At 72.2% G+C, this 25,375-nt stretch carries 23 protein-coding genes and 1 pseudogene; 7 read left to right on the top strand and 17 right to left on the bottom strand.

Going from position 1 to position 25,375, the window contains the following annotated elements; translation table 11 throughout:
* Positions 1–12 precede the first annotated feature (12 nt).
* The gene (glgX, locus tag ACFC8N_RS05270; RefSeq protein WP_362821155.1) at positions 13–2,172 is read right to left on the bottom strand and encodes a glycogen debranching protein GlgX; all 2,160 of its coding nucleotides are present in this window, start codon (positions 2,170–2,172) and stop codon (positions 13–15) included.
* A gap of 366 nt (positions 2,173–2,538) precedes the next feature.
* Between glgX and ACFC8N_RS05265 the strand changes: the two genes are divergently transcribed.
* Both ACFC8N_RS05265 and ACFC8N_RS05260 read left to right on the top strand, forming a co-directional pair.
* The gene (locus tag ACFC8N_RS05265) at positions 2,539–3,777 is read left to right on the top strand and encodes an SAV2148 family HEPN domain-containing protein (protein WP_356021846.1); all 1,239 of its coding nucleotides are present in this window, start codon (positions 2,539–2,541) and stop codon (positions 3,775–3,777) included.
* Positions 3,778–3,878: 101 nt separating this feature from the next.
* A complete protein-coding gene (locus tag ACFC8N_RS05260; protein WP_376286596.1) occupies positions 3,879–4,604 on the top strand; it encodes a 3'-5' exonuclease in 726 nt (241 codons plus the stop codon).
* A 52-nt stretch (positions 4,605–4,656) separates the two neighbouring features.
* Here the strand turns inward: ACFC8N_RS05260 and ACFC8N_RS05255 are convergent, their stop codons facing one another.
* Positions 4,657–5,520: a phosphotransferase enzyme family protein gene (locus ACFC8N_RS05255; protein WP_376286593.1), complete on the bottom strand. Its 864-nt coding sequence runs from the start codon at positions 5,518–5,520 to the stop codon at positions 4,657–4,659.
* Between the two features lie 287 nt (positions 5,521–5,807).
* Between ACFC8N_RS05255 and mgt the strand changes: the two genes are divergently transcribed.
* From mgt to ACFC8N_RS05230, 5 genes and pseudogenes are all read left to right on the top strand, one after another.
* On the top strand, positions 5,808–7,028 hold the full coding sequence (gene mgt / locus ACFC8N_RS05250) for a macrolide-inactivating glycosyltransferase (protein ID WP_376286590.1): 1,221 nt from the start codon (positions 5,808–5,810) through the stop codon (positions 7,026–7,028).
* A 190-nt stretch (positions 7,029–7,218) separates the two neighbouring features.
* Positions 7,219–7,770 (top strand): DUF1697 domain-containing protein, encoded by a 552-nt coding sequence (locus ACFC8N_RS05245; protein ID WP_362821157.1) that lies wholly within the window; start codon positions 7,219–7,221, stop codon positions 7,768–7,770.
* A gap of 33 nt (positions 7,771–7,803) precedes the next feature.
* Complete coding sequence (locus ACFC8N_RS05240; RefSeq protein ID WP_356021856.1) at positions 7,804–8,835, top strand: 2-dehydropantoate 2-reductase N-terminal domain-containing protein; 1,032 nt, start codon at positions 7,804–7,806, stop codon at positions 8,833–8,835.
* Between the two features lie 56 nt (positions 8,836–8,891).
* Positions 8,892–9,450, top strand: a pseudogene (locus tag ACFC8N_RS05235) (disulfide bond formation protein DsbA); the annotation flags it as partial.
* A 542-nt stretch (positions 9,451–9,992) separates the two neighbouring features.
* The gene (locus ACFC8N_RS05230; protein ID WP_376286587.1) at positions 9,993–10,292 is read left to right on the top strand and encodes a hypothetical protein; all 300 of its coding nucleotides are present in this window, start codon (positions 9,993–9,995) and stop codon (positions 10,290–10,292) included.
* A 55-nt stretch (positions 10,293–10,347) separates the two neighbouring features.
* Here ACFC8N_RS05230 and ACFC8N_RS05225 read toward each other — a convergent pair whose 3' ends face one another.
* The 15 genes from ACFC8N_RS05225 to ACFC8N_RS05155 all read right to left on the bottom strand — a co-directional run bounded on the left by ACFC8N_RS05225 (position 10,348) and on the right by ACFC8N_RS05155 (position 25,371).
* On the bottom strand, positions 10,348–11,085 hold the full coding sequence (locus ACFC8N_RS05225; protein ID WP_376286584.1) for a sirohydrochlorin chelatase: 738 nt from the start codon (positions 11,083–11,085) through the stop codon (positions 10,348–10,350).
* Position 11,086: 1 nt separating this feature from the next.
* Positions 11,087–11,980: an ABC transporter permease gene (locus ACFC8N_RS05220; RefSeq protein WP_356021861.1), complete on the bottom strand. Its 894-nt coding sequence runs from the start codon at positions 11,978–11,980 to the stop codon at positions 11,087–11,089.
* The gene (locus ACFC8N_RS05215) at positions 11,967–12,746 is read right to left on the bottom strand and encodes an ABC transporter ATP-binding protein (protein ID WP_356021863.1); all 780 of its coding nucleotides are present in this window, start codon (positions 12,744–12,746) and stop codon (positions 11,967–11,969) included. The genes ACFC8N_RS05220 and ACFC8N_RS05215 overlap by 14 nt, the downstream gene beginning before the upstream one ends.
* Before the next feature lie 35 nt (positions 12,747–12,781).
* Positions 12,782–13,885 (bottom strand): aliphatic sulfonate ABC transporter substrate-binding protein, encoded by a 1,104-nt coding sequence (locus ACFC8N_RS05210; RefSeq protein WP_362821161.1) that lies wholly within the window; start codon positions 13,883–13,885, stop codon positions 12,782–12,784.
* A gap of 222 nt (positions 13,886–14,107) precedes the next feature.
* Positions 14,108–15,442, bottom strand: a complete 1,335-nt coding sequence (locus tag ACFC8N_RS05205) for a sulfate adenylyltransferase subunit 1 (protein WP_376286580.1) — start codon at positions 15,440–15,442, stop codon at positions 14,108–14,110.
* Between the two features lie 2 nt (positions 15,443–15,444).
* Positions 15,445–16,380, bottom strand: a complete 936-nt coding sequence (gene cysD / locus ACFC8N_RS05200; protein WP_376286577.1) for a sulfate adenylyltransferase subunit CysD — start codon at positions 16,378–16,380, stop codon at positions 15,445–15,447.
* Positions 16,377–16,913 carry an adenylyl-sulfate kinase gene (gene cysC, locus ACFC8N_RS05195; protein ID WP_376287109.1) on the bottom strand — a complete coding sequence of 179 codons (537 nt, stop codon included), beginning with the start codon at positions 16,911–16,913 and terminating at the stop codon, positions 16,377–16,379. The genes cysD and cysC overlap by 4 nt, the downstream gene beginning before the upstream one ends.
* A 35-nt stretch (positions 16,914–16,948) precedes the next feature.
* Entirely contained in the window at positions 16,949–17,659 is a 711-nt protein-coding gene (locus ACFC8N_RS05190; RefSeq protein ID WP_376286574.1) for a phosphoadenylyl-sulfate reductase, read from the bottom strand.
* A complete protein-coding gene (locus ACFC8N_RS05185) occupies positions 17,656–17,838 on the bottom strand; it encodes a hypothetical protein (protein WP_356021875.1) in 183 nt (60 codons plus the stop codon). The genes ACFC8N_RS05190 and ACFC8N_RS05185 overlap by 4 nt, the downstream gene beginning before the upstream one ends.
* Entirely contained in the window at positions 17,835–19,535 is a 1,701-nt protein-coding gene (locus ACFC8N_RS05180) for a nitrite/sulfite reductase (protein ID WP_356021877.1), read from the bottom strand. Before ACFC8N_RS05180 ends, ACFC8N_RS05185 begins: the two co-directional genes overlap by 4 nt.
* Before the next feature lie 127 nt (positions 19,536–19,662).
* Complete coding sequence (locus ACFC8N_RS05175) at positions 19,663–19,746, bottom strand: putative leader peptide (RefSeq protein WP_309486338.1); 84 nt, start codon at positions 19,744–19,746, stop codon at positions 19,663–19,665.
* A gap of 175 nt (positions 19,747–19,921) precedes the next feature.
* A complete protein-coding gene (locus tag ACFC8N_RS05170) occupies positions 19,922–20,497 on the bottom strand; it encodes a GNAT family N-acetyltransferase (protein ID WP_356021878.1) in 576 nt (191 codons plus the stop codon).
* Between the two features lie 120 nt (positions 20,498–20,617).
* The gene (locus ACFC8N_RS05165; RefSeq protein WP_376286569.1) at positions 20,618–21,949 is read right to left on the bottom strand and encodes a hypothetical protein; all 1,332 of its coding nucleotides are present in this window, start codon (positions 21,947–21,949) and stop codon (positions 20,618–20,620) included.
* Positions 21,950–22,137: 188 nt separating this feature from the next.
* Positions 22,138–23,424, bottom strand: a complete 1,287-nt coding sequence (locus tag ACFC8N_RS05160) for a GAF domain-containing protein (RefSeq protein ID WP_362821168.1) — start codon at positions 23,422–23,424, stop codon at positions 22,138–22,140.
* A 309-nt stretch (positions 23,425–23,733) separates the two neighbouring features.
* Complete coding sequence (locus tag ACFC8N_RS05155; protein ID WP_376286566.1) at positions 23,734–25,371, bottom strand: acyl-CoA dehydrogenase family protein; 1,638 nt, start codon at positions 25,369–25,371, stop codon at positions 23,734–23,736.
* Between the last annotated feature and the right edge of the window lie 4 nt (positions 25,372–25,375).

Raw genomic sequence — 25,375 nt, 5'->3', positions numbered from 1 at the left:
CCACCCCCGACGTCAGGCCGGCCGCTGCAGCACCGTCAGGCTGCGGTCGGGCAGGGTGAGCCGGTCGCCCGCCCCGACCTTCGCCCCGCCGCCCGGCGGCACCCCCTCCGGGCGGGCCGTGTCGACCACCACCTGCCACTGCCGGCCGTGGTCGACCGGCACCAGGAACTCCAGCGACCCGGGGGAGGCGTTGAACATCAGCAGGAAGGAGTCGTCGGTGACGCGCTCCCCGCGCGCGCCGGGCTCGGAGATGGCGTTGCCGTTGAGGAACACCGTCAGCGCGGACGCCCGCGCCGAGTCCCAGTCCCGCTGCGTCATCTCGGCGCCCTCCGGGGTGAACCAGGCGATGTCGGAGAGCGCGTCGTGCGTGCCCTCCACCGGCCGTCCGTGGAAGAAGCGCCGCCGCCGCAGCACCGGGTGGTCCCGACGGAGCCACACCATCGCGCGCGTGAACTCCAGCAGCCACCCGGTCTCGTCCCCGTCACCGGCCTCGTGACCGGTCTCTTCCCCGATCCCGTCGCCGGTGCCGGGCCAGTGCACCCACGACAGCTCGTTGTCCTGGCAGTAGGCGTTGTTGTTGCCCTGCTGGGTGCGCGCGAACTCGTCGCCGTGGCTGATCATCGGCACGCCCTGGGACAGCATCAGCGTGGCGACGAAGTTCCGCAGCTGCCGAGCGCGCAGCGCGCGCACGTCCGGGTCGTCGGTCTCGCCCTCGACCCCGCAGTTCCACGACCGGTTGTGGCTCTCGCCGTCCCGGTTGTCCTCGCCGTTGGCGTGGTTGTGCTTGTCGTTGTACGAGACGAGGTCGCGCAGCGTGAAACCGTCGTGGCAGGTGACGAAGTTGATCGAGGCCAGCGGACGGCGGCCGTCGTCCTGGTACAGGTCGGAGGACCCGGTCAGCCGGGAGGCGAACTCCGCGAGCGCCCGCGGCTCGCCCCGCCACAGGTCCCGTACCGTGTCACGGTACTTGCCGTTCCACTCGGTCCACAGCGGCGGGAAGTTGCCCACCTGGTAGCCGCCCTCGCCGACGTCCCACGGCTCGGCGATCAGCTTCACCTGGGAGACCACCGGGTCCTGCTGCACCAGGTCGAAGAACGACGACAGCCGGTCCACCTCGTGGAACTGCCGGGCCAGTGTCGCCGCGAGGTCGAAGCGGAAGCCGTCGACGTGCATCTCGAGGACCCAGTAGCGCAGCGAGTCCATGATCAGCTGGAGCACGTGCGGGGACCGCATGAGCAGCGAGTTCCCGGTGCCGGTGGTGTCCGTGTAGTAGCGCGGATCCTCGGCGAGCCGGTAGTACGACGGGTTGTCGATGCCCTTGAACGACAGCGTCGGGCCCAGGTGGTTGCCCTCGGCCGTGTGGTTGTAGACCACGTCCAGGATGACCTCGATCCCGGCCTCGTGCAGCGCCCGGACCGCCGACTTGAACTCCAGCACCTGCTGTCCGCGGTCGCCCCAGGAGGCGTACGCGTTGTGCGGGGCGAAGAAGCCGATCGTGTTGTAGCCCCAGTAGTTGCTCAGGCCCAGGTCGGCCAGCCGGTGGTCGTTGACGAACTGGTGTACGGGCATCAGCTCCAGAGCCGTCACCCCGAGCCCGGTCAGATGGTCGATGACCGCGGGGTGGGCCAGCGCCGCGTACGTGCCGCGCAGCTCCTCCGGCAGCCCCGGGTGACGCATGGTCAGGCCCTTGACGTGGGCCTCGTAGATGACCGTGTGGTGGTACTCGGTGCGCGGCGGCCGGTCGTCGGCCCAGTCGAAGTACGGATTGATCACGACCGAGGTCATGGTGTGCGGCGCCGAGTCCAGGTCGTTGCGCCGCTCCGGCGCGCCGAAGTGGTAGCCGTACACCTCCTCGCCCCACCGGACCGAGCCGCTCACCGCCTTCGCGTACGGGTCGAGCAGCAGCTTCGCGGAGTTGCAGCGCAGCCCGCGCGCGGGGTCGTACGGGCCGTGCACGCGGAACCCGTAGCGCTGTCCCGGCATCACGCCCGGCACGTACGCGTGCCGCACGAACGCGTCGCTCTCGCGCAGTTCCACCGCCGTCTCCGAGCCGTCGTCGTGCAGCAGACACAGCTCTACTCGGTCCGCGGCCTCCGTGAAGACCGCGAAGTTGGTTCCGGCGCCGTCGTAGGTGGCGCCGAGCGGATACGCCTGTCCAGGCCAGACCTGCATGCACACGACTCTGACAGGTGATCCGCCCGCCCGGGGCCGTGACGGCTCCCGAGTCTCCCGAAAGTAACGAAACCTCACCTGCCCCCGGAGCGGGCGCGAGGCGCCCCGGCATCCACCGCGGTGCCGCTCACCAGCGCTGACGGAGCTCGGGTGGGCCCCGCCCGGCACCCCGCGGACCGTCCCCGCTATGAATCCGCTCACTCCCCGTGACACAGGGCCGTCGAATGACCGTCGGCACAGGTCGAGTTGAGGAAAACAGTTGGACAACCGACCTGTCCATCCGGCTGCAACCCCGACCGCTCCCGGAGTACCCTTCCTTGATCGTTGAGACGGGGAAGGCCCCGGAGCGCGGAAGGCGGTGCACGGGTGGGCTCGGGAGGGCTGGAGCTGCCCCCTGGTGACGAGGGTCACGAGGGAAACTCCACAGACGTCCCGCCCGGCGCGGTGTCCCTGGCCCGGCCGATGGACGCGGGCTCCATCGGGCCGGAGCTGGACTGGGGCGCCGACGCCTGGCGCGAGGTGCGCACCCGCGCCCAGCGGGCCGGCCGGGCCTACATCTGGCTGAACCTCGTCGAACAGCGGCTGCGCGCCGTCGTGGCCGCCGTGCTGCGCCCCATCTACGAACCCGTCCACGCGGACGACTGGGTGGTCGCCGCGGCCGGACCCGCCGGGCAGGAGTGGGTGCAGCGCGCGGTCGCCGTCCGCGAGGTCAGCCGCCGAAAGGGCTATCTGCTCGATCCGGCCGACGACAACGTGCTCAGCTTCCTGACCCTGCCGCAGCTGCGCGAGCTGATGGTGCAGCACTGGCCGTGCTTCGAGCCGTACTTCGACGAGCGCCGCGACCTCGAACTCGCCCTGGACGAGCTGGAGGTGACCCGCAACGTCGTCTCCCGCAACCGGGCCCTGTCCGAGACGGTGCTGAGCCAGGCCGAGCGGGCCTCGGCCCGCCTCCTGGAGATGCTCGGCGCGGGCGGGGACGTCCCCTCCGCGCGCCGGCTGCCCGTCGACGCGGTCGAGGACCTGGTCGGCGACCGGTACGCCGACGTGGTCGCCGTCCACGCCGACCGGGTGCGGCTCATGCGCCAGTTCCCCGCCGAGGACCTCTTCGCCGGCGCCCGCCGCCTCGACGCCACCGGCATCGGCCTCAACCTGCTGGTGCAGAACTTCTCCGGGCGCCGCCTGATCCGCCTCGCCGAGTCCGGCTGCCGGGTACGGCTGCTGTTCCTCAACCCGGCCTCCAGCGCGGTCAAGCGCCGCGAGCGCGAACTGGGCATGAAGCGGGGCGAGCTGAGCCGCTCGGTCGAGATGAACATCCTGCACATGCGCCGGGTGCGCTCCCGGCTGCGCGACCCCGGCGCCTTCGAGATCCAGGTGTACGACGAGACGCCCCGCTTCACCGCCTACCTGGTGGACGGCGACGGCGCCGACGGCATCGCCGTGGTGCAGTCCTATCTGCGCGGCGCCCGGGGGATGGAGTCGCCGGTGCTCGTGCTGCGCAACGGCAGCAAGCTGGTGAAGTCGGACGACGTCAGTGAAGCCGGGCTCTTCCCGACATACCGGGAGGAATTCGAGCTGTCCTGGGCGGATTCGCGCCCTGTGTCCTGAACTGTCCGTCGGGGTAAGCGGAATCCCGTCCTCGGGTTGTCAGTGCCGCGTGCGAGGGTGGAGGCCACTGGGGGAAAGCACCACCGAGAAGGGGGGCCGCCATGGGCTGGCACCGTGAGCTGCTGATCGGCTTCGATCTGGAGACGACCGGCACGGATCCGCACGAGGCACGCATCGTCACCGGTGCGGTGATCGAGGTCAGGGCCGGGGAGCCCGTGGGGCGCCGGGAATGGCTGGCCGATCCCGGGGTGGAGATCCCGGCCGACGCGGTGGCGGTGCACGGCATCAGCACGGCGCGCGCCGTGGCCGAGGGCCGGCCCGCCGACCAGGTGGCCGACGCCCTCGCCGAGGCCCTGAGCGGGTACTGGAAGGCGGGCGTCCCGGTCGTCGCCTACAACGCGGCCTTCGACCTCACCCTGCTCTCGGCCGAACTGCGCCGCCACGGCCTGCCGTCCCTCGCCGACCGCCTCGGCGGCACCCCGCCCGCCCCGGTCGTCGACCCCTACACGATCGACCGCTGGGTCGACCGCTACCGCCGCGGCAAGCGGAATCTGGAAGCGGTCTGCGCCGAGTACGGCATAGTCCTCGACCGGGCCCACGACGCCGCGGCCGACGCCCTCGCCGCGGCCCGCCTGGCCGGCGCGATAGCCGACCGCCACCCGAAGATCGCGTCCCTGAGCCCGGCGGACCTGCACGGCCGCCAGATCGAGTGGTACGCGCAGTGGGCGGCGGACTTCCAGGCGTTCCTGCGCCGCAAGGGGGATGCGGAGGCCGTGGTGGACGGGGCCTGGCCGCTGCGGGAGTTGGCCGAGAGCCGCCCCGCGTAGCGATCGCCCCGCGGCAACCCCGCGACACGCTGCGCTCGTTGCTGCGGCACGCTCAGAACGGATACCAGCGCACCGACTCGTCCCCGTCCCGCAGCGACGCCACCCGCCTGCGGAACTCGGCCAGCGCCTTCGGGTTGCTCGCGGCGTGCTGGGCCACCCAGGCGCAGCTCGCCGTCTCCCGGGCGCCGCGCAGGACCGAGCAGCCCGCCCACTCCCGTACGTCCCAGCCGTACGCCTCGGTGAAGGAGTCGTACGCCTCGGCGGGCAGCCCGTACCGGTCACGGGAGAGGGCCATGACCACCAGATCGTGCTCGCGCAGGTCGGCGGAGAAGGTCTCCAGGTCGACCAGGACCGGTCCGTCGGGCCCGATGTGCACATTGCGGGGCAGGGCGTCGCCGTGGACGGGGCCCGGCGGCAGATGGGCCGTCAGCGCGGCCGCGGCCGCCGCGAAACCGTCCCGGCGTGCGCGGAGGTAGGCCGCGTCCTCGGGGTCGATCGCGTCCCCCGCGAGCCGCAGCCAGCGCTCGACACCGCCCAGCAGCTCGCGCGGCGGCAGGGCGAAAGGAGGAGAGGGAAGTGCGTGCACGATCCGCAGCAGCTCCGCCAGATCGCGCGGCTCGGCGGGCCGTACCGGCTCCGGCAGCCGGTGCCACACGGTCACCGGGTGCCCCTCGGTCAGCCGCGGCTTCGGCTCGGCCGCCCGCACCGCCGGCACGCCCGCCTCGGCCAGCCAGCCGGCGATGTCCAGCTCGCGCCGGGCCCGCTCCAGCAACTCGGCGTCCCGGCCCACCTTCACGACCAGGTCGCCGGCGGCGAAGACCGCGTTCTCCCCGAGGGCGAGCAGCCGCGCGTCCCCGGCCCGTCCCGGCAGCACCCCCGCCGCGGCCAGTACGTCCCGTGCCCGTCCCTCGTCCATCGTGCCTCCGTGCGGTCGTCTCCCCGGTCAGTCTCGCATTCGCACAGGTCGGGTGGCGTGCCGGGCCGGGTGCGCGGTCCCTCGACGCGACCCCGGGCGTTCACCGACGCCCAGTCGGGCCGCACCCGGGCCACCCACTGGACCGGCGCCCTGAACTTCCAGGACCTGCTGGGGCGGCTCGTATACAACCCGGACGCCGACATCCTCGACGAGAACCTGCGTCACCTCGCCTCCGGGCCGGGAAAACCATTTGGGCGAGACGCAACGTCTCGTCTAGCCTCTGGGGCATGACCAGCTCCGCACACATCGCCATGTTCTCGATCGCCCAGCACGGCCACGTGAACCCCAGCCTGGAGGTGATCCGGGAACTCGTCGCACGGGGCCACCGGGTCACGTACGCCATCCCCCCGGTGTTCGCCGAGAAGGTGGCCGAGACCGGGGCCCGGCCCGTCCCGTACACCTCCACGCTGCCCGCACCCGGCGCCGACCCGTCGGCCTGGGGGACGACGCTCCTGGACAACGTGGAGCCGTTCCTCGCGGACGCCGTCCAGGCGCTTCCCCAGCTCATCGAGGCCTACGCCGGCGACGAGCCCGACCTCGTGCTGCACGACATCGCCTCCTATCCGGCCCGCGTCCTCGCCCACCGCTGGGGCGTCCCGGCGATCTCCCTCTCGCCGAACCTCGTCGCCTGGGAGGGGTACGAGAAGGAGGTCGCCGAGCCGATGTGGGCGGAGCCCAGGAAGACGGCGCGCGGGCAGGCGTACTACGCCCGGTTCGAGGCCTGGCTGAAGGAGAACGGGATCGACCAGCACCCGGACCCGTTCGCCGGACGCCCGGCCCGCTCGATCGTGCTGATCCCGAAGGCCCTCCAGCCGAACGCCGACCGGGTCGACGAGCGGGTCCACACCTTCGTCGGCGCCTGCCAGGGCGACCGCGCCGGCCAGGGCGACTGGCAGCGGCCGGCCGGCGTGGACAAGGTCGCGCTGGTGTCCCTGGGCTCGGCCTTCACCAAGCAGCCCGGGTTCTACCGCGCGTGCGTCCGCGCCTTCGGGGACCTGCCCGGCTGGCACCTGGTGCTCCAGGTCGGCCGCCATGTCTCCGCCGCCGACCTGGGCGACGTACCGGCCAATGTCGAAGTGCGCGACTGGGTACCGCAGTTGGCGATCCTGAAGCAGGCGGACCTGTTCGTCACACACGCGGGCGCCGGCGGTAGCCAGGAGGGCCTCGCCACGGCCACCCCGATGATCGCCGTACCGCAGGCCGTCGACCAGTTCGGCAACGCCGACATGCTGGTGGCCCTCGGCGTCGCCCGGCGGCTGGACACCGAGGAGGCCACCGCCGACCGCCTGCGCGAGACCGCCCTCGCCCTGGTGGGCGACCCGGAGGTGGCCCGCCGCCTGAGGGCGGTCCAGGCCGAGACGGCCCAGGAGGGCGGCACCCGCCGGGCGGCCGACCTCATCGAGGCGGAGCTGGCCCGACGCGCCGGCGCACAGGGACAGGCGGCGTAGAACGAGGGATGTCCGATCCGCCGTCAGCGCACAGATTTGTGATTACAGAAGCTTGTTGAACAAGTCACAGCTGCGTGGAGAGGTTGCTCCGGCACCCGCCCATCGGCCAGAGTTTCGCGCAGTCCGCCTCGTGCGGGCCGGCCGTCGTGCCCACCCCCACGGGGCACGACGGCCGTTCTACGCTGGCCCGATGACGACCTACGCGGCGCTGTTGCGCGGCATCAACGTCGGCGGCGCCAAGAAGCTGCCCATGGCCGACCTGCGCGCCCTGCTGACCGGCCTCGGCCACACGGGCGTACAGACCTATCTGCAAAGCGGCCAGGCCGTGTTCGGCGCGGAACAGGGCGACGAGGAGTCGCTGGCGGCGCAGCTGAGCCGGGCGATCGAGGAGCGCTTCGGCTTCCCCGTCGACGTGCTCGTGCGCGAGCACGCCTATCTGAAGGCCGTCGCCGAGGCCTGCCCGTTCCCGGCCGCCGACCTCGCGCCGAAGCAACTGCACGTCACGTACTTCTCCGCGCCCGTCACCGCGGAGCGCTACGCCGGGATCGACCGAAGCGCCCACCTCCCCGAGGAGTTCCGGCTCGGCGACCGCTGTCTGTACCTGTACGCCCCGGACGGTCTCGGCCGCTCCAAGCTCGCCGAGGCGCTCGCCCGCACCCGCCCGACCAAGGGGCTGATCGCCACCAGCCGGAACTGGAACACCGTGGTGAAACTGGTGGAGTTGACGGCACCACCGGCATGACGCGGCCGGGCACGCGTGTGCGAGGCTCGCCCCATGCGCTACATCATCATCGGGGCGGGAGCGGTCGGCGGAAGCGTCGGCGGGCGGCTCGCCCAGGCCGGGCGCGAGGTCGTCCTCGTGGCCCGCGGCAGACACCTCGCGGAGCTCGCCGCACACGGGCTCCGACTGCTCGTCCCGGAAGGAGAGTCGAGGCACCGGCTGCCCGTCGTCGACGGTCCCGGCCCGCTCGGCGAGCTGCGCGCCGACGACGTCCTCCTCCTCGCCGTGAAGACGCAGGACACCGTCGCCGCGCTGGAGACCTGGGCCGACGTGCCCGTCGCGGGCGGCGGTACGGCGGCGCGGAGGCTGCCGCTCGTGTCCCTCCAGAACGGCGTGGAGGGCGGACGGCTCGCACTGCGCCGCTTCCGGCACGTGTACGGCGTCTGCGTCTGGCTGCCCTCGGCCTTCGTGGAGCCCGGTGTCGTCTCAGCCGCCGGCCGCCCGCTCACCGGTGTCCTGCACCTCGGCCGCCTGCCGCACGGCACCGACGACACCGCCCGCCGTATCGCCGCCGACCTCGCGGACGCCCGCTTCGAGGCACCCGTGGTGCCGGACGTGGCCCGCTGGCAGTACGCGAAGCTGCTCTGGAACCTCGGCACCGCCTTCGAGGCGTTGTGCGGCCCCGCCGCCGACGAGGCCGCACACGCCCTGCTCGCGCGCGTGCGCGCCGAGGGCGAGGCCGTACTCGACGCCGCCGGTATCGCGCACGCGAGCGCGGAGGAACAGCGCGCGGCGCGCGGCGACAAGGTGACCCTGGTGCCGCTGGACGGCGCCCCGCGCGGCGGCGGCTCCTCCTGGCAGTCCCTCGCCCGCGGCACCGGCACCATCGAGGCGGACTACCTCAACGGCGAGATCGTCCTGCTCGGCCGGCTGCACGGCGTGCCGACCCCGCTGAACGAACTGCTCCAGCGCCTCGCGGGCCGCTTCGCCCGCGAGCACCGGGCCGCCGGCTCGATGCCGGTCGCCGAGCTGGTGCGCAGGGCGGACGAGGCCGAGGACGGGAAGGACACGCCGACTGGACCATGAAAGGGAGAGGTGAATGGGCCGGGACCGGGCACCCATGACCCACTGGCGTCACTGTCTGGACCACCTCCCGCTGGCCGCTTGAGGTCGAGCGGCTGCGCCCGCTCGACCTCCGGTTCCGGGCGATGAGCCTGTACCTGCACAACACCGGCAACGAACTCCCCGACCGGTACCGGGACCTGGTGGACCGTTCGATCGGCCCGGTGCGGGTCGCGGTGGCCGCGGCCGAGCGGCACGGCGAGAAGGTGCTGCGCGGTCTCTGCACCGCGTTCGGCACCCGGATCCACGAGCGCGACATCGAGGACTTCGACGCGGTCGTCGCCGAGTCGCCGGCCGAACTCGGGCTCCCCGCAGGCCTCGCGGCCGCCGCGCACGACCCGGCCGTACGACGAAGCCGTGCGCCGCAGCCACGAGTCCGGGACCGAGCGGGAGACGGGCGGCTACGTCGGCACGCCCACCCCGCACGTCGACGGCACGGTGTGGTTCGGACCGGTGCTGCGCGCCGTTCCGCGCGGCGCCGAGGCGGCCGAACTCTTCGACAGTTTCCGGGTGCTGGCCCGCCACCCCGACCAGTTCGAACTCAAGCGCACCCGCACCGGCTCCCTCCGCTTCGACTGACCCCGACGCCGGTTGGCCGATAAACGCCGTTGAGGCGCCCGGAGTTCGCCCTCACCTGTGACACGCGGGCCGCACCCGGCGCAGAACGAAGAGCCACCGGGTCCGACGTCACAGGGGAGCGCCGGACCCGGAGGCCTTGTACCACGTCTTCACCCCGCGGTGGGCCGGCTCCGCGAACCTCGCGACAAAATCATCGGCTTGTCCCTAGGGTCGACAGCGTGAACGGCCGGAGGGAAGCAACGGCCGGAGCGGAACGGAGCGAGGGGACGGATGAGCGGGGCGCACAGCACCGGCACCGCGCACAGCGCGGCACCCACCCCGCGCCACGCGCCCGGCCCCCCGCGCGTCACCGGCCCGCGGGGCCCGGTCAACGGATACCGATCACCCGGATGGGTGGCGATTTTCGGCCCACTCCGCACTACCGTGACCGCCCGGCCTCCCGCCCGTCCGACGGGCCCCCGCGACGTCGGTAACGTCAGCGGTCCCTCCCCCTCACTCAAGCTCCCCTCACGGCCCCTGCGGGCCAGAAGCGAGGCCAGGACATGACCACCTACGGCTACGGCGGCCGCGGCCGCATCAGCCTCGGCGACGGCACACCGCCGGATCTGGAGACCCTCATGGCCGTCGCGGAGCGGCTCACCGCCGCGCTGCAGGCCGAATACCCGGGCATCGCCGAGTACGGCGTGATCATCCAGCGTCAGTTCGAGCAGTCCATGGAGGACGGCCTGCCGCCCAACCTGGGCCGGATCCGCTCCTCGCTGAACGAGATCGCCATCCGGGCGGGCGCCGGCACCGGCAGCCTCACCTTCACCCAGCGACTCCTGGACGACCTCGGCCTGTGACCCGCCGGAGCCCCGCCGCCACGGGGCCGGGTGCCCTCCGCGCCGGCCGGTGCGCTCAGGCGCCCAGCGCCGCCAGCGCCGGCCGGCGGGCCGCGTCGTAGCGCTCCAGCAGCACCCGCGCCACCTCCGGCGCGGCACCCAGCACCCGCGCCCGTACGTCCGCCCCGGCCGCGCCCCGCGCGATGCGGTCCGGCAGGAAGCCGGGGGCCAGGACGTACGGCGCGACGGCGACCCGCGCGCAGCCGAGGGCCCGCAGCTCGGCGACGGCGTCCTCGGTGCGCGGCAGGGACGCGGAGGCGAACGCAGGCCGCACGGCGCACCAACCGGTGTGCCGCCACTCCCGCGCGATGTCTGCGATCACTGCGATCGCCTCCGGGTCGGAGGACCCCGCCGAGGCCAGCACGACCCCGGTCGAGGACTTGTCGGCGGGGCTCAACCCCGCCTCGTACAGCCGCCGTTCCAGCGCGGACAGCAGCAGCGGCGACGGGCCGAGCACGTCCGCCTGCCGGATCCGCAGCCGCGCCGGGGCGTCCCGCAGCACGGTCGGGATGTCGGCCTTCGCGTGGAAGGCGCGCGTGAGCAGCAGCGGCAGGGCGACGACGTCCCGTACCCCCTCCGCCGCCAGGGACTCCAGCACCCCGTGCACCGACGGCACGTTGAAGTCCAGGAACCCGGTCTCCACGCGCAGCCCCGGCCGCAGCGACCGCACCCGCTCCACCAGGGCGTGCACGGTCGCCGCGTGCCGCGGATCGCGGCTGCCGTGGGCGATGACGAGAAGAACCGGGGCGCGCATCTCAGCCCTTCACCAGCAGACCGCGGCTGCGCAGCACCCACCGCTCCAGCGGGCTGAAGATCAGCAGGTCGATCGCGACGCCGACGAACAGGATGAGCAGGATGGCCTCGAACACCATGGCCATGTCGCTGGCGTTGCGGCCGTTCTCCAGCAACTGGCCGAGGCCCACGCCCAGATCGGGGAAGGACGCGATGATCTCGGCGGCCATCAGCGAACGCCACGAGAACGCCCAGCCCTGCTTGAGCCCCGCCACGTAGCCGGGCATCGCGGCGGGCAGCGTCACGTGCCAGACGCCCTTCAGACCCGTCGCGCCCAGCGTGCGGCCGGCCCGCAGGAACAGCGGCGGCACCTGGTCGACGCCGGACACCAGACCGTTGGCGATCGACGGGACCGCGCCGAGCAGGATCACCGCGTACATCATCGAGTTGTTCAGGCCCAGCCAGATCACGGCCGGCGGCACCCACGCCACCGACGGCAGCGACTGCAGACCGGACAGGATCGGGCCGATGGCCGCGCGCACGAACTTCGCCCGGGCCACCAGCAGCCCCAGCGGGGTGCCGATGACCAGGGCCAGCGCGAAGCCGAGCAGACCGCGCGAGACGCTGGTCCAGATGTAGCCGAGCAGCGTGCCCTGGAGCCAGGCCTCCTTGAAGGCGTCGCCGACGGCCGCCGGCGAGGGCAGCTTGGTCGGGTTGTTCACGACCGGATACAGCAGGGCCCACACCGCCAGGACCACCGCGATGGCGACGATCGGCGGCAGGATCTTGTTCACGAACGTCTGCCGGAACGGCGGACGGCCCGTGGTGGTGGTCTCCAGCGCGTCGAGGCCCGCCTCGACGCTCCCGGCGTCCTGGCCCGGCGCGTCCTGGGCCGGCGTCGTCTCAGTGCTGGCCATGACGGCGGATCTCCCCCCGCAGTACATCGGTGATCTCAAGGGACAGTTCGGCGACGGGGGCGTCCTCGATGCGCCGCGGCTGCGGGATGTCCACGCTCCACTCGCGCGCGATCCGGCCCGGCCGCGAGGACAGCAGCACGACCCGCTGGGCGAGCCGCACCGCCTCGCGCACGTTGTGCGTGACGAACAGCACGGACAGGCCCGTCTCCGCCCAGATCCGGGTCAGCTCGTCGTGCAGCACGTCCCGGGTGATGGCGTCCAGCGCCGAGAACGGCTCGTCCATCAGCAGCAGGTTGCTCTCCTGGGCGAGCGCGCGGGCCAGCGCGGCACGCTGCCGCATGCCGCCCGACAGCTCGTGGACGCGCTTGCCGTGCGCGCCCTTCAGCCGGACCAGGGCGAGCAGCTCCTCGGCCCGCTCGCGCCGCTCCGGCTTCGCAACTCCCCGGAGCTTCAGGGCGAGTTCGATGTTCTTGCCCGCGGTCAGCCACGGGAACAGTGCGTGCTCCTGGAACATCAGGGCCGGGCGCCCGTCCGTCGTGATGGCGCCGGCGGAGGGCCGATCGAGCCCCGCCACCAGGTTCAGCAGCGTGGACTTGCCGCAGCCCGAGGCCCCCAGGAGGGTGACGAACTCGCCAGGAGCGACATCGAGGCTGATGTCGTCCAGCACGAGCTGCTGCCCGCCCGGAGTCGGAAAAGACTTCGAGACATGCTCAAGACGCGCCGCGTACTGCGTCGTTTCGGCGGCCTTGGCGAAGGTCGTGGCCATGGTCGTCACCTCCTGGGGACTGGTCGAGACCTGCGTCAGCTCGTGCCGAGACCGGCCGCGTCGACCGTGCTCGCGCCCTCGGCCTTGAGGACCTTGTTGAGGATCGTGAGGTCGTAGATGCCCTTCAGGTCGGGCTGCTTGAGCAGACCGGCCTTCACGGCGTGCTGCGCCTCGGTGTCGAGCGTGGCGGCCAGCGGGTCGTCGGTGAACCGGATCGACTTCCACGCCGGGTCCAGGACCTTCGTCGGCAGCGCCTTGCCGGAGTCATCCGCCAGCTGCTTGTTCGCCGCCGCCTGCGCCTGGTCCGGGTTGGCGTTGATCCACTTGTTGGCCTCGACCGAGGCCTTCAGCACCGCCTCGACCGCCTTCGGGTGCTCCTTCAGGAACGACTGCCGCACGATGATGTTCGTGATCACGAACTTCTTGTCCGGCCACAGCGACGACTCGTCCAGCAGCACCTTGCCGCCCTCGGCGACCAGCTTCGACGCGGTCGGCTCCGGCACCCAGGCGCCGTCGATCGAGCCGTTCGCGAAGGCGTCCGGGGTCACCTTGTTGTCGGTGCGCACGACCGACACATCGCCCTTGCCGCTCTGCGCGTCGACCGTCCAGCCCTGCTCCGCGATCCAGTTGAGGAACGCCACGTCCTGCGTGTTGCCCAGCTGCGGGGTGGCGATCTTCTTGCCCTTGACGTCCTTGAGGGACGTGATCTTCTTCGGGTTGACGACCAGCTTCACCCCGCCGGACGCCGAACCGCCGATGATCTTCAGGCTCTTGCCGTTCGACTTGGTGTAGCCGTTGATCGCGGGGGAGGGGCCGATCCAGCCGATGTCGATGGACCCGGAGTTCAGCGCCTCGATCTCGGACGGACCGGCGTTGAAGAGCGCGTAGTCCGCCTTGGTGGCACCCAGTTCCTTCTGGAAGATGCCCTGCTGACGGGCGACCAGTGCGGTGCCGTGCGTCAGGTTGCCGAAGTAGCCGATCCTGACGGAGCCGAGTCCGTCGATCTTCTTCGCGCCGGCGGCGACCTTCGCGGTGTCGTCCTTGTGCGCCGCGGATCCGTAACCGCAGGCGGCGAGGGTGAGGAGGGGGAGCGTGGCTATCACCGCAAGGCTGCGGCGGAAGGCGGTTGTTGCAGGCACGGGAGGTGTTCCTCTCGGAGGCCCGGCGGTCACGGTCTCTCAGGTCGTGGCCGGGAGGTCGGCAGGTCTTCGTCTACGGCGGTGGGGGGTGAGGGCGCGCAAGCGGTGCGCGTACGTCAGCGCACACATCGGGCCACTCCGCCCTGCCCGCTGCCGAGGGCGCCGCTGCCGACGCGGCCGCCCTCCTTGGCGAACGTCGAGTACACGTCGGTCGTCGTCATGTCAGAAGTCCCAGCCGTCCTCGTCGGCCCGGTCCTTGACCGGCTCCGGGGCCGCGAACGACTCGCCGACCATGCCCGCGGTGAGCGTGGTGCCGTCGGCCGGGTCGATCAGGATGAAGGAGCCGGTGCGGCGCGAGTCGGCGTAGGAGTCGACCGGCAGCGGCTCGGCGGTACGGATCTTCACCCGGCCGATGTCGTTGGCGACGAGCTGTCCCGGGTGCGGGTGCAGGGACAGGTCGTCGAGCGTGAGCCGGGACGGGATGTCCTTCACGATCGCCTTGACCGTGCGGGTGCCGTGCTTGAGCAGCACCCGGTGCCCGACGGTCAGCGGCGCGTCCGCCACGTGGCAGACGGTCGCCTCCACGTCCTGGGTGGTGGCCGGCGCGTCCTTGGTCGGCACGATCAGGTCGCCGCGCGAGACGTCGACGTCGTCCTGGAGCAGCAGGGTCACCGACTGCGTCGTCCACGCCACGTCGACCGGCTCGCCCAGCAGGTCGATGCCGGAGATCCTCGTGGTCCGGCCGGACGGCAGGATCGTGACCTGTTCGCCGACCCGGAAGGTGCCGGCCGCGATCTGGCCCGCGTAGCCCCGGTAGTCCGGGTGTGCGGCGGTCTGCGGCCGGATCACGTACTGCACGGGCAGCCGGGCGTGGCAGTGCGCCAGGTCATGGCTGACCGGCACGGTCTCCAGGTGCTCCAGGACGGTCGGGCCGCCGTACCAGTCCATGTTCGCGGACGGCTCCACCACGTTGTCACCGGCGAGCGCCGAGATCGGGATGGCGGTGACCTCGGGGACGCCCAGCTCGGTCGCGTACGCCGTGAACTCCTCGGCGATCGACGCGAACACCGTCTCCTCGTAGGCGACGAGGTCCATCTTGTTGACCGCGAGGACCACGTGCGGCACGCGCAGCAGCGCGGCGATCGCCGCGTGCCGACGGGTCTGCTCGACCACGCCGTTGCGGGCGTCGACCAGGATCACCGTCAGCTCGGCCGTGGAGGCGCCGGTGACCATGTTCCGCGTGTACTGCACATGGCCGGGCGTGTCGGCCAGGATGAACCGGCGCCGGGGCGTGGCGAAGTAGCGGTACGCCACGTCGATCGTGATGCCCTGCTCCCGCTCGGCGCGCAGGCCGTCGGTGAGGAGGGCGAGGTCCGGCGCGTCCTGGCCGCGGCTCGCGGAGGCACGCTCCACGGCCTCCAGCTGGTCTGCGAGGACCGACTTGGAGTCGTGCAGCAGCCGTCCCACCAGGGTGGACTTGCCGTCGTCGACGGAGCCGGCGGTGGCGAACCGCAGCAGGGTGGTGGCCGAGAGCGCCTCGGTCGTGGTCGTGCTCATGGCTAGAAGTACCCCTCGCGCTTGCGGTCTTCCATCGCGGCCTCGGACAGCTTGTCGTCGGCGCGGGTCGCGCCCCGCTCGGTGAGCCGGGAGGCGGCGATCTCGGCGATCACGGCGTCCAGCGTGGTGGCGTCGGAGTCGACGGCACCGGTGCAGGACATGTCACCGACGGTCCGGTAGCGCACGAGCCGCTTCTCGACCCTCTCGCCGTCCTTCGGACCGCCCCACTCACCGGCGGTCAGCCACATGCCCGACCGCGCGAACACCTCGCGCTCGTGCGCGAAGTAGATCTGCGGCAGCTCGATCTTCTCCCGCTCGATGTACTGCCACACGTCCAGCTCGGTCCAGTTGGACAGCGGGAAGACCCGGACGTGCTCGCCCGGGGCGTGCCGCCCGTTGTACAGGTTCCACAGCTCGGGGCGCTGGCGGCGCGGGTCCCACTGGGAGAACTCGTCGCGCAGCGAGAACACCCGCTCCTTGGCGCGGGCCTTCTCCTCGTCACGGCGCCCGCCGCCGAAGACCGCGTCGAACTTCTCGCTCTGGATCTTCTCCGTCAGCGGCAGCGTCTGCAGCGGGTTACGGGTGCCGTCGGGACGTTCCTTCAGCACACCCCGGTCGATGTAGTCCTGGACGGAGGCCACATGGAGGCGCAGCCCATGGGCGGCCACCACACGGTCCCGGTACTCAAGGACCTCCGGGAAGTTGTGTCCCGTGTCCACATGCAGCAGCGAGAACGGCACCGTGGCCGGCGCGAACGCCTTCAGCGCCAGGTGCAGCATGACGATGGAGTCCTTGCCCCCGGAGAACAGGATCACCGGGTTCTCGAACTCGCCCGCCACCTCACGGAAGATGTGCACCGCCTCGGACTCCAGCGCGTCCAGATGCGACAGGGCGTACGGGCTGCCCGTACCGTCCTTCACCGTGGCGACGGTCGTCATGCCAGTCCCCTCTCGCTCAGCAGGGCGTACACCGACGCGGCGGACTCCTGCACGGTCTGGTTCTGCGACTCGATCCGCAGATCCGGGGTCTCGGGCTCCTCGTAGGGGTCGTCGACCCCGGTGAGCCCGGTCAGCTCGCCCGCGGCCTGCTTGGCGTACAGCCCCTTCACGTCGCGGACGCTGCACACGTCGACCGGGGTCGCCACGTGGATCTCCAGGTACGGCGTGGTGTTCTCGGCGTGCCGCTTGCGCACCGCCTCCCGGCTGTCCGCGTACGGCGCGATCACCGGCACCAGCGCCGTGACGCCGTTGCGGGCGAGCAGTTCGGCGACGAAGCCGATGCGCTGCACGTTGGTGTGCCGGTCCGCGCGGCTGAAGCCGAGGCCGGCCGAGATGAACTCGCGGATCTCGTCGCCGTCGAGCACCTCGACGCGGTGGCCCTCGCCGCGCAGCCGGCCGGCCAGCTCGTACGCGATGGTGGTCTTGCCGGCGCTCGGCAGACCCGTGAGCCAGACGGTGGCCCCGGTCGTCACGTGGTTCTCCTGGGTCGAGTCGTTCGAGTCGTTCGTCATCCGTGCAGTCCGCACTCGGTCTTGGCGCGGCCCGCCCAGCGGCCGGCCCGCGCGTCCTCGCCCGCGAGGACCCGGCGGGTGCAGGGGGCGCAGCCGATGGAGGCGTATCCGTCCGTCAGCAACGGGTTGGTGAGGACGCCGTGTTCGGCGACGTAGGCGTCCACGTCGTCCTGCGTCCAGCGGGCGATCGGGGAGATCTTGACCTTCTGCCGCTTCTCGTCCCAGCCGACCACCGGGGTGTTCGCCCGGGTCGGGGACTCGTCGCGGCGCAGGCCGGTCGCCCAGGCCCGGTAGCCCTTCAGGCCCTCCTCAAGCGGCCGCACCTTGCGCAGCGCGCAGCACAGGTCGGGGTCGCGGTCGTGCAGCTTCGGTCCGTACTCGGCGTCCTGCTCGGCGACCGTCTGCCTCGGGGTGAGCGTGATGACGTTGACGTCCATCACGGCCTCGACGGCGTCCCGGGTGCCGATGGTCTCCTCGAAGTGGTAGCCGGTGTCGAGGAAGACGACATCCACGCCCTTGCGCACCCGGGAGGCGAGATGGGCGACCACCGCGTCCTCCATGGACGAGGTGACGCAGAAGCCGGGGCCGAAGGTGTCCACCGCCCACTGGAGGATCTCCAGCGCGGAGGCGCCCTCCAGGTCCCGGCCCGCCTGCTCGGCGAGCGCCTTCAACTCCTCGGCCTTACGCTCTTCCTGAGCCGTCGTCATGTCCGGTCATCCCCTCCGTGGTCGGCCCGCTGGAGCCCCCGGGCCAGCAGCCCGAGGAACTTCAGCTGGAATGCGCGGTTGCACGCCCCGCATTCCCAGGCGCCGTGACCCTCCTCGTGCGGACGCAGGTCCTCGTCACCGCAGTAGGGGCAGTAGAAAGGCGCGGCGCGCTCGCTCATGACAGGGCCTCCTCGGAGGCGCGGGCGGCCCAGGCGGCGAACCGCTCGCCGTTCTCGCGCTCGGCCTGGAAGCGCTTCAGCACCCGCTCGATGTAGTCGGGCAGTTCCTCCGCGGTGACCTTCAGGCCGCGCACCTTGCGGCCGAAGCCGGCCTCCAGACCGAGGGCGCCGCCGAGGTGCACCTGGTAGCCCTCGACCTGCTCGCCCCGGTCGTTCAGGACCAGCTGGCCCTTGAGGCCGATGTCCGCGACCTGGATCCGGGCGCAGGCGTTCGGGCAGCCGTTGAGGTTGATGGTGAGCGGCTCGTCGAAGTCCGGCAGACGGCGCTCCAGTTCGTCGATCAGCGTCGAGCCGCGCTGCTTGGTCTCGACGATCGCGAGCTTGCAGAACTCGATGCCGGTGCAGGCCATGGTGCCGCGCCGGAAGGAGGACGGCCGGGCGGTGAGGTCCAGCGCGTCGAGCCCTTCGACCAGCGACTCGACCTTGTCCTCGTCGACGTCGAGGACGATCATCTTCTGCTCGACCGTGGTGCGGACCCGGCCGGAGCCGTGCGCCTCGGCGAGGTCGGCGATCTTCGTCAGCGTGGCGCCGTCGACCCGGCCGACCCGCGGGGCGAAACCGACGTAGAACCGGCCGTCCTTCTGCCGGTGCACGCCGATGTGGTCGCGCCACTGCTGGGCCGGCTGCTCGGGGGCGGGCCCGTCGATCAGCTTGCGTCCGCCCAGGTACTCGTCCTCCAGCACCTGACGGAACTTCTCCGCGCCCCAGTCCGCGACGAGGAACTTCAGCCGGGCCCGGTTGCGCAGCCGGCGGTAGCCGTAGTCACGGAAGATCGAGACGACGCCCTCGTGGACGTCCGCGACCTCCTCCAGCGGCACCCAGGCGCCGAGCCGCACGCCCAGCTTGGGGTTGGTGGACAGACCGCCGCCGACCCAGACGTCGAAGCCCGGGCCGTGCTCGGGGTGCCGTACGCCGACGAAGGCCACGTCGTTGATCTCGTGCACGACGTCCATCAGCGGCGAGCCGGAGATGGCCGTCTTGAACTTGCGGGGGAGGTTCGAGTAGGCCGGGTTGTTCAGCACCCGGCGCTTCATCTCCTCCAGGGCCGGGGTGGCGTCGATGATCTCGTCCTCGGCGATGCCCGCCACCGGGGAGCCGATCATCACACGCGGGGTGTCGCCGCAGGCGGTCACGGTGGACAGGCCCACGCCCTCCAGCCGCTCCCAGATCTCGGGCACGTTCTCGATCTGGATCCAGTGGTACTGGACGTTCTGCCGGTCGGTGATGTCGGCGGTGCCGCGCGCGAACTCCTGCGAGATCTCGCCGATCACGCGCAGCTGCCGCGTGGTGAGGGCGCCGCCGTCGATGCGCACCCGCATCATGAAGTAGCGGTCGTCCAGCTCCTCCGGCTCCAGCACCGCGGTCTTGCCGCCGTCGATCCCGGGCTTGCGCTGGGTGTACAGACCCCACCAGCGCATCCGGCCGCGCAGATCGCTCGGGTCGATCGAGTCGAAACCGCGCTTGGAATAGATCGTCTCAATGCGTGTCCGCACATTGAGACCGTCGTCGTCCTTCTTGACCTGCTCGTTCCCGTTGAGCGGGGTGAAGTGCCCCGCGGCCCACTGACCCTCGCCGCGGTGACGGCTCACCTTGCGGCGCGGCGCGGAGGCGGCGGGGTTCTGTGGGGTGGCGGCCATGGTTCTACGTCCTTCGGGACAGGCGGGAAGGGGGCTCTGACCTGCGCATGAGCGCGCATGCGGGCATGCTCGCGCGGCATTGCGCGGCAGAAATCAGGTGCGGGGAAGTGCGGCGGTGCTGGTGAGCTCAGCTCGCCGGACAGATGGCGCTGGACATGCGGCCGAGGTCGACGTGCCGCCGACTCACCAAGGCAATTCCAGTTCCAGACATGGCGGAAGCGTGTCACGGCGATCTGGACACAGTCCAGCTTTATCCATCATGCGGACATCCTTGTCCCGAAATATGGAACAAGGGTGTCGTCGCTCACATGCGCCGCCGAAGCCTTGTCCCGGCAGGTCGGGCCGGGTATGCGGAGGTACGGGCGCCGGACGGGCGCCGGACGGGCTCAGGCGGGGTACGCCCCCGGCCACGGACCGGGCGTCGCCGTCTCCGGCTCCAGCTCGACCTTCGTGTCGAACAGCGTGAAGCCCCGCCGCCGGTAGTTGTCCAGGGCGAACTCGCCGTCCTTGCTGCACGTGTGCAGCCACACCCGCTTCGTCGGCGCCCGCCCCGGCCACCGCTCCGCCAGGTCCCAGGCGCGGGCCGTGCCGTACGACAGCAGATGACCGCCGATGCGCCGGCCGCGGAAGGCGGGGATCAGCCCGAAGTAGACGATCTCCACCACGCCCTCGTCCTGTGCCGCCAGCTCCACGTAACCGGCGGGCGTACCGCGGTCGTAGGCCACCCAGGTCTCCACCCCGGGTCGCGCCAGGTACTCCTGCCACACGGTGTACGGCCAGCTCAGCCGGTCGGTCCAGCGGATGTCGCCGCCGACCGAGGCGTACAGGAAGCGGCTGAACTCGGGGGAGGGGGCCGTGGCGCGGACGATCCGGACGTCGTCGCCCTCCGGTGCGGCGGCGGGCAGGAGATCGGCCGGGGACGTCTGCTCCAGGGACCAGGTGGTGACGGGGACGCTGCTCATGCGGGCCAGGGAATCATCCCGCCGCGGATCTGTCGATCGACCTGGTCGCCCCGCGTGCGGCCAGGGAGGAAGGGAGCTCGCTCCGGCAGCGGCCCGCCGCCGCGGACCCGGGGTGCGCGATCAGTCCGACGAGCGGTCCAGGTCGGCCAGCGGCAGGGCGAAGAGCATCCGGTCCGACAGCGACCAGACCTCGCCGGTCTCCTGCCAGTACGACAGCGAGCCCGCCTCCTCGGCCCAGCAGCGGTGCGAGGCGTCCGCCCCGCACTGGGCCGCCCTCGCGCCCGTGAGGTCCTGCCGCCACAGCCCGCCGTGTCCGTCCCGCGAGCCGGGCAGGCGTCCCACATACCAGGACGGACGGGTCGCGCCGGGCTCCCGGTACGACAGCACGCCCCGGATCCCGGCCGCCCGGGTCCGGTACTCCTCCACCGCGTTAACCCGGCCCGCGGCGTCCGTGGCGAGCAGCCCGCCGCGCGCGGGATCCGTGCTGAAGGCGTACCGCCACAGCCGGGCCGGATGATCGCCGCCGGGCGCCGTCCACTCCGCGGCGACCAGGCTGTCGGGCGCCGTGCTCCGGTCCAGGGCGAGCGCGCCGGGGCACGGCGGCCCGTCGGCGGCGCAGCGCCCGGCGGTGAAGCGGTAGGAGGCGACCGCGGGCATCACGTACCGGTAGCCGTCCGCGGACCAGCCGCCGGGCACCCTGCCGATCGCGGGCCCGTCGACGTCGGTGCGCTGGATGCGGTCGAGGTCGTAGACATAGAGCGCGTCGGCGCCGCCGCTCCTCGCGGTGACCAGCAGCTTGTCCTGGTACCAGACCATGCCGGAGACCCCGGAGACCAGGCCCCGGTAGTTCCGGCCGCCGTCGACCGGCAGCACCAGCAGCACCCAGCGGTAGGAGAGACGGGCGGGGTCGTCGGCGTTCACGAAGGCGACCCGGGCGAGGCCGCGCTCCGCGGTGCGGCCGGCGGTGGTGCTGTGGGTCCAGCCCGCGAGGAGCACCCGGTGCGTGCCCCAGACGCCGTCGTCGTCGGCGTCCCCGGAGGTCGTCACCGACGCCGGCCGCCAGGCGGTCGCGGCATCCGCCGGGTCCCAGCAGTAGGCGCGGGCGACGGCCGGGGCGACGGGCAGGGAGGAGCGGTCGGCGGAGGAGCAGCGGGCGGACTCGTTCATCTCGCGGTCGGCGCTCGCGAGGACGTCGGCCACGCCGACCGGGGTGCCCATCGACGCGGACAGCCGGTCCAGCGTACGGGCGGGGACGAGATGTTCCTGCAGGCGCAGCCGGCCGGTGTCGGCGGGGGAGGAGAGCGGCTTGAGCGCGCCCGGGCTGTCGGTGACATCCGCCTGGGAGGCGCTGATCAGGGTCGCGGCCGCGGTGAGCGCCAGCGCGGTCCCGGCCAGGACCGCGCGCAGCGCGGCGCCGCGTCTGCGCCGGCGGTGTCTGCCGCGATGCTTCATCTCGTCCCCTCTTTCAGGGCTCCTTCGCCTCCGAGGTGCCTCGGTGGCCCCGTACGGGCCGAGGCGGGCCAACTGTGCCTGGTGGTCCGTACGTTGACGCCTGGCGCAGCCGGGGAGGCCCTGACAGGATGCTACGGCAGTAACGGCCCGCGCAGGGCGAAGACCCCGCAATTACGCGCAGGACATCGTCAGGGGGCGGCGGGCCGCGTGCCTCCAAGAGTCGTCCGGCGACGCGAGATCGCCGGCGCCGTCGAAGAAATCAGCAGGTCACGAGGGTCGTCGGGGAGCAACACCGCCGTTTCCACGTCCTCGCGGAAACGATACGGTCGATGCTGGAGAAGTTCCCCGAGGTACCGCCGGATCCGCGACATCTCGGCTCGCACCGTCACCGTGCGTGAGGGATCCCCGAACAGGTCCCCGGCGAGCGCCGCCGCACCCCGGCCGGAACGGTGCTCGGCGAGCAGATAGATCAATTCCGCGTGCCGAGGACTGAGTTCACGCGACCAGGACCCCGCCGAACCACTCACCGTCAGCGTGCTGCGCCAGGGCCTGGCGAGGTCCAGCACGAGCCGGGTCGCCGTGGTCGCGGGCTCGTCCGCCGCCCGCAGCAGCCAGCCCCCGGCCAGCGGCTCCACCGCGCACGAACCCAGCGAGGGCAGCCACCGCAGGCCCGGCGCGAGCGACTTGGGCAGCGCGACCCGCCGTACGTACGGCATCCCGGACACCGCCGCCGACCAGCCGTCGCGGTCCACCACCAGCGCCCGGCCGTCCAACCGGGCCAGCAGCGGAGCCGCCACCGCCCGCAGCCGTTCCAGCGAGTCCAGATGCAGTTCCCGCAGGCGCGCCTCGGCCAGTTTGGCCACCGAGTCCACCCAGGCCAGCGTCGCCGGATGCATCGTCTCCAGCGGGCCGCTGACGTCCACGACACCGATCAGCCGGCCGTCCCGGGGGTCGGTGATCGGCGCGCCCGTACACGTCCAGGAGGCGTGGGAGCGTACGAAGTGCTCGGCGGCGAAGACCTGTACGGGCCGGCGCACCACCGCCGGGGTGCCCACGCCGTTCGTGCCGACGACGTCTTCACGCCAGTCCGCGCCGAGTTCAAAACCGAGGCCGTCCGCCTTGCGCAGCACCGGCGGGGCGCCCTCCCGCCACAGCACCCGTCCCTCCGCGTCCGCGACGACCATGATGTGCTGGGCGACGTCCGCGACCGAAAGCAGACCCTCGCGCAACACCGGCAGTACGTGCCGCAGCGGCGACTCCTCGCGCCGGCGCCGCACTTCGTCCGACGGCAGCAGCCCCGACCGGAAGTCGTGGTCGGGGTCCACGCCGCTGCGCAGCATGCGCCCCCAGGACTGCTCGATCACCGGCCGCGGCGCGATCCGCGCACGGTGACCGGCGAGCGTGGCCTCGCGCACCTCGTTCAGCACGCGCGCCGCCTGCGCCGCGTCCACGGCGGCCAGGCGCGCCACGTTCATCGGCGGGTTCACCACTGGGGTCCTCCCGGGAAAAGGGCCCGAAGGGGCCCGGAAAAGGTCTTCGAACACGCATGTCAAGCCGTACCGGCGGCGGTTTCCGGCCCGGTTGCGCCCCTCATACTGCCCCGAGGCGTATGGCGGAGGCACATACTCCGCACACGTGAGCCAACAAGTTGCAACCCCTTGCAACCCTGGTGAACTTGTCGAAGGTGGCCGAGACTTGACCCCCGGGGTGGTGCCGTGTCGGCGCAGCACCACCCCGTCCCTCGGGAGGGTCGGCCGGCGTCGCGCCACACGTCGGCGCCCTTTTCACGGCACGGGACGTGCTCGTTCCACGATCGCCGTCAGGTCCAGGCCCGTCGGCAGGGTGCCGAAGCTCGCTCCGTGATCGCCGCCCAGACGGGAGGCGCAGAAGGCGTCGGAGACCTCCGGCGGGGCGTGACGGACCAGGAGGGAACCCTGGAGGACCAGCGCGAGACGCTCCACCAGGCGGCGGGCGCGGGCCTCGACGCCGTCCAGGTCGGCGAGTTCGGTGAACAGGTCCTTCACCGCCCGGTCCAGCCGGTGGTCGGCGCCATGGGCGCAGCCGATCTCGGTCAGGCAGGCGTCCAGCGCGCCCGGCTCGCGCTGCAGCGCCCGGAGCACGTCCAGCGCCTGGACGTTTCCCGCGCCCTCCCAGACGGAGTTCAGCGGCGACTCCCGCACCAGCCGCGGCAGCCCGGACTCCTCGACGTAACCGTTGCCGCCCAGGCACTCCGCGGCCTCCACCGCGACGGGCGTACAGCGCTTGGTGATCCAGTACTTGGCGGCCGGCACCGCGAGCCGCAGGAAGGCGCGCTCCTGCTCGCTCCCGTCGTCGTGGGCGGCCGCCAGCCGCAGCGCGAGCGTGGTCGCGGCCTCGGACTCCAGGGCGAGGTCGGCCAGGACGTTGCGCATCAGCGGCTTGTCGATCAGCGCGGTGCCGAACGCCTCCCGGTACGCGCAGTGGTGCACGGCCTGTGCCACCGCCTGCCGCATCAGTCCCGCCGAGCCGAGCGCGCAGTCCAGCCGGGTCGCGGCGACCATGTCGATGATGGTCCGCACCCCGCGCCCCTCCTCGCCGACCCGGCGCGCCCAGGTCCCGTCGAACTCGACCTCGGCGGAGGCGTTGGACCGGTTGCCCAGCTTGTCCTTCAGCCGCTGGAGCAGAAACACGTTCCGGGCGCCGTCCGCGAGGACCCGGGGCACGAGGAAGCAGGTCAGCCCGCCGGGGGCCTGCGCGAGCACCAGGAAACCGTCGGACATCGGCGCCGAGCAGAACCACTTGTGCCCGGTCAGCGTGTACGTCCCGGCCTCGGCGAGGGGCCGGGCCTCGGTGGTGTTCGCCCGTACGTCGCTGCCGCCCTGCTTCTCCGTCATGGCCATGCCGAAGAGGGCGCCGGGTTTCCGCGAGGCGGGCCGCAGCTCACGGTCGTAGACCGTCGACGTCAGCCGCGGCACCCACTCCGCCGCCAGCTCCGGATCGGCACGCAGCGCGGGCACGGCCGCGTGCGTCATCGACAACGGGCAGCAGTTGCCCGCCTCGACCTGGGTCCAGACCAGGAAGGCGGCCGCCCGGCGCACGTGCCCCGCGTCCCGCGTCCAGGCCGCCGTCAGCCCCGCCCCCACCCCCTTGCCGAGCAGCCGGTGCCAAGCCGGGTCGAAGTCGACCTCGTCGATCCGGTGGCCGTACCGGTCATGAGTGCGCAGCCGGGGCGGATTCTCGTTCGCCCGCGCCCCCCACTCCTGCACCTGCGCCGAGCCGGCGGCACGGCCCAGCACGGACAGCTCCTCGCGCACCTCGTCCAGCACGTCCGGACCGGTGTGGCGCTCGACGGCCGCCACGAGCGCCCGGTCGGCGGTGAACACGTCGTATCCGGCGAGCGGGGGCGGCTGGTTCGTCACGGTGTGGGTGGAGGTGCCTGCCATGATC

The organism is Streptomyces sp. NPDC055966, from assembly GCF_042269865.1.
Classification (GTDB): Bacteria; Actinomycetota; Actinomycetes; order Streptomycetales; family Streptomycetaceae; genus Streptomyces.
Note: the sequence above shows the minus strand (reverse complement) of the source record. Positions and strands in the feature narration are given on the sequence as shown.

Excerpts from the sequence above, each read along its gene's own strand:
- ACFC8N_RS05240 (WP_356021856.1), top strand. The coding sequence starts at position 7,804 with ATGCGCTACATCATCATCGGGGCGGGAGCGGTCGGCGGAAGCGTCGGC.
- mgt (WP_376286590.1), top strand. The coding sequence starts at position 5,808 with ATGACCAGCTCCGCACACATCGCCATGTTCTCGATCGCCCAGCACGGC.
- ACFC8N_RS05160 (WP_362821168.1), bottom strand. The coding sequence starts at position 23,424 with ATGAACGTGGCGCGCCTGGCCGCCGTGGACGCGGCGCAGGCGGCGCGC.
- ACFC8N_RS05245 (WP_362821157.1), top strand. The coding sequence starts at position 7,219 with ATGACGACCTACGCGGCGCTGTTGCGCGGCATCAACGTCGGCGGCGCC.
- ACFC8N_RS05175 (WP_309486338.1), bottom strand. The coding sequence starts at position 19,746 with ATGTCTGGAACTGGAATTGCCTTGGTGAGTCGGCGGCACGTCGACCTC.
- ACFC8N_RS05165 (WP_376286569.1), bottom strand. The coding sequence starts at position 21,949 with ATGAAGCATCGCGGCAGACACCGCCGGCGCAGACGCGGCGCCGCGCTG.
- ACFC8N_RS05215 (WP_356021863.1), bottom strand. The coding sequence starts at position 12,746 with ATGGCCACGACCTTCGCCAAGGCCGCCGAAACGACGCAGTACGCGGCG.
- glgX (WP_362821155.1), bottom strand. The coding sequence starts at position 2,172 with ATGCAGGTCTGGCCTGGACAGGCGTATCCGCTCGGCGCCACCTACGAC.
- ACFC8N_RS05225 (WP_376286584.1), bottom strand. The coding sequence starts at position 11,085 with ATGCGCGCCCCGGTTCTTCTCGTCATCGCCCACGGCAGCCGCGATCCG.
- ACFC8N_RS05185 (WP_356021875.1), bottom strand. The coding sequence starts at position 17,838 with ATGAGCGAGCGCGCCGCGCCTTTCTACTGCCCCTACTGCGGTGACGAG.
- ACFC8N_RS05260 (WP_376286596.1), top strand. The coding sequence starts at position 3,879 with ATGGGCTGGCACCGTGAGCTGCTGATCGGCTTCGATCTGGAGACGACC.
- ACFC8N_RS05155 (WP_376286566.1), bottom strand. The coding sequence starts at position 25,371 with ATGGCAGGCACCTCCACCCACACCGTGACGAACCAGCCGCCCCCGCTC.
- ACFC8N_RS05180 (WP_356021877.1), bottom strand. The coding sequence starts at position 19,535 with ATGGCCGCCACCCCACAGAACCCCGCCGCCTCCGCGCCGCGCCGCAAG.
- ACFC8N_RS05170 (WP_356021878.1), bottom strand. The coding sequence starts at position 20,497 with ATGAGCAGCGTCCCCGTCACCACCTGGTCCCTGGAGCAGACGTCCCCG.
- ACFC8N_RS05230 (WP_376286587.1), top strand. The coding sequence starts at position 9,993 with ATGACCACCTACGGCTACGGCGGCCGCGGCCGCATCAGCCTCGGCGAC.
- ACFC8N_RS05255 (WP_376286593.1), bottom strand. The coding sequence starts at position 5,520 with ATGGACGAGGGACGGGCACGGGACGTACTGGCCGCGGCGGGGGTGCTG.
- ACFC8N_RS05205 (WP_376286580.1), bottom strand. The coding sequence starts at position 15,442 with ATGAGCACGACCACGACCGAGGCGCTCTCGGCCACCACCCTGCTGCGG.
- cysD (WP_376286577.1), bottom strand. The coding sequence starts at position 16,380 with ATGACGACCGTCGCCACGGTGAAGGACGGTACGGGCAGCCCGTACGCC.
- ACFC8N_RS05190 (WP_376286574.1), bottom strand. The coding sequence starts at position 17,659 with ATGACGACGGCTCAGGAAGAGCGTAAGGCCGAGGAGTTGAAGGCGCTC.
- ACFC8N_RS05220 (WP_356021861.1), bottom strand. The coding sequence starts at position 11,980 with ATGGCCAGCACTGAGACGACGCCGGCCCAGGACGCGCCGGGCCAGGAC.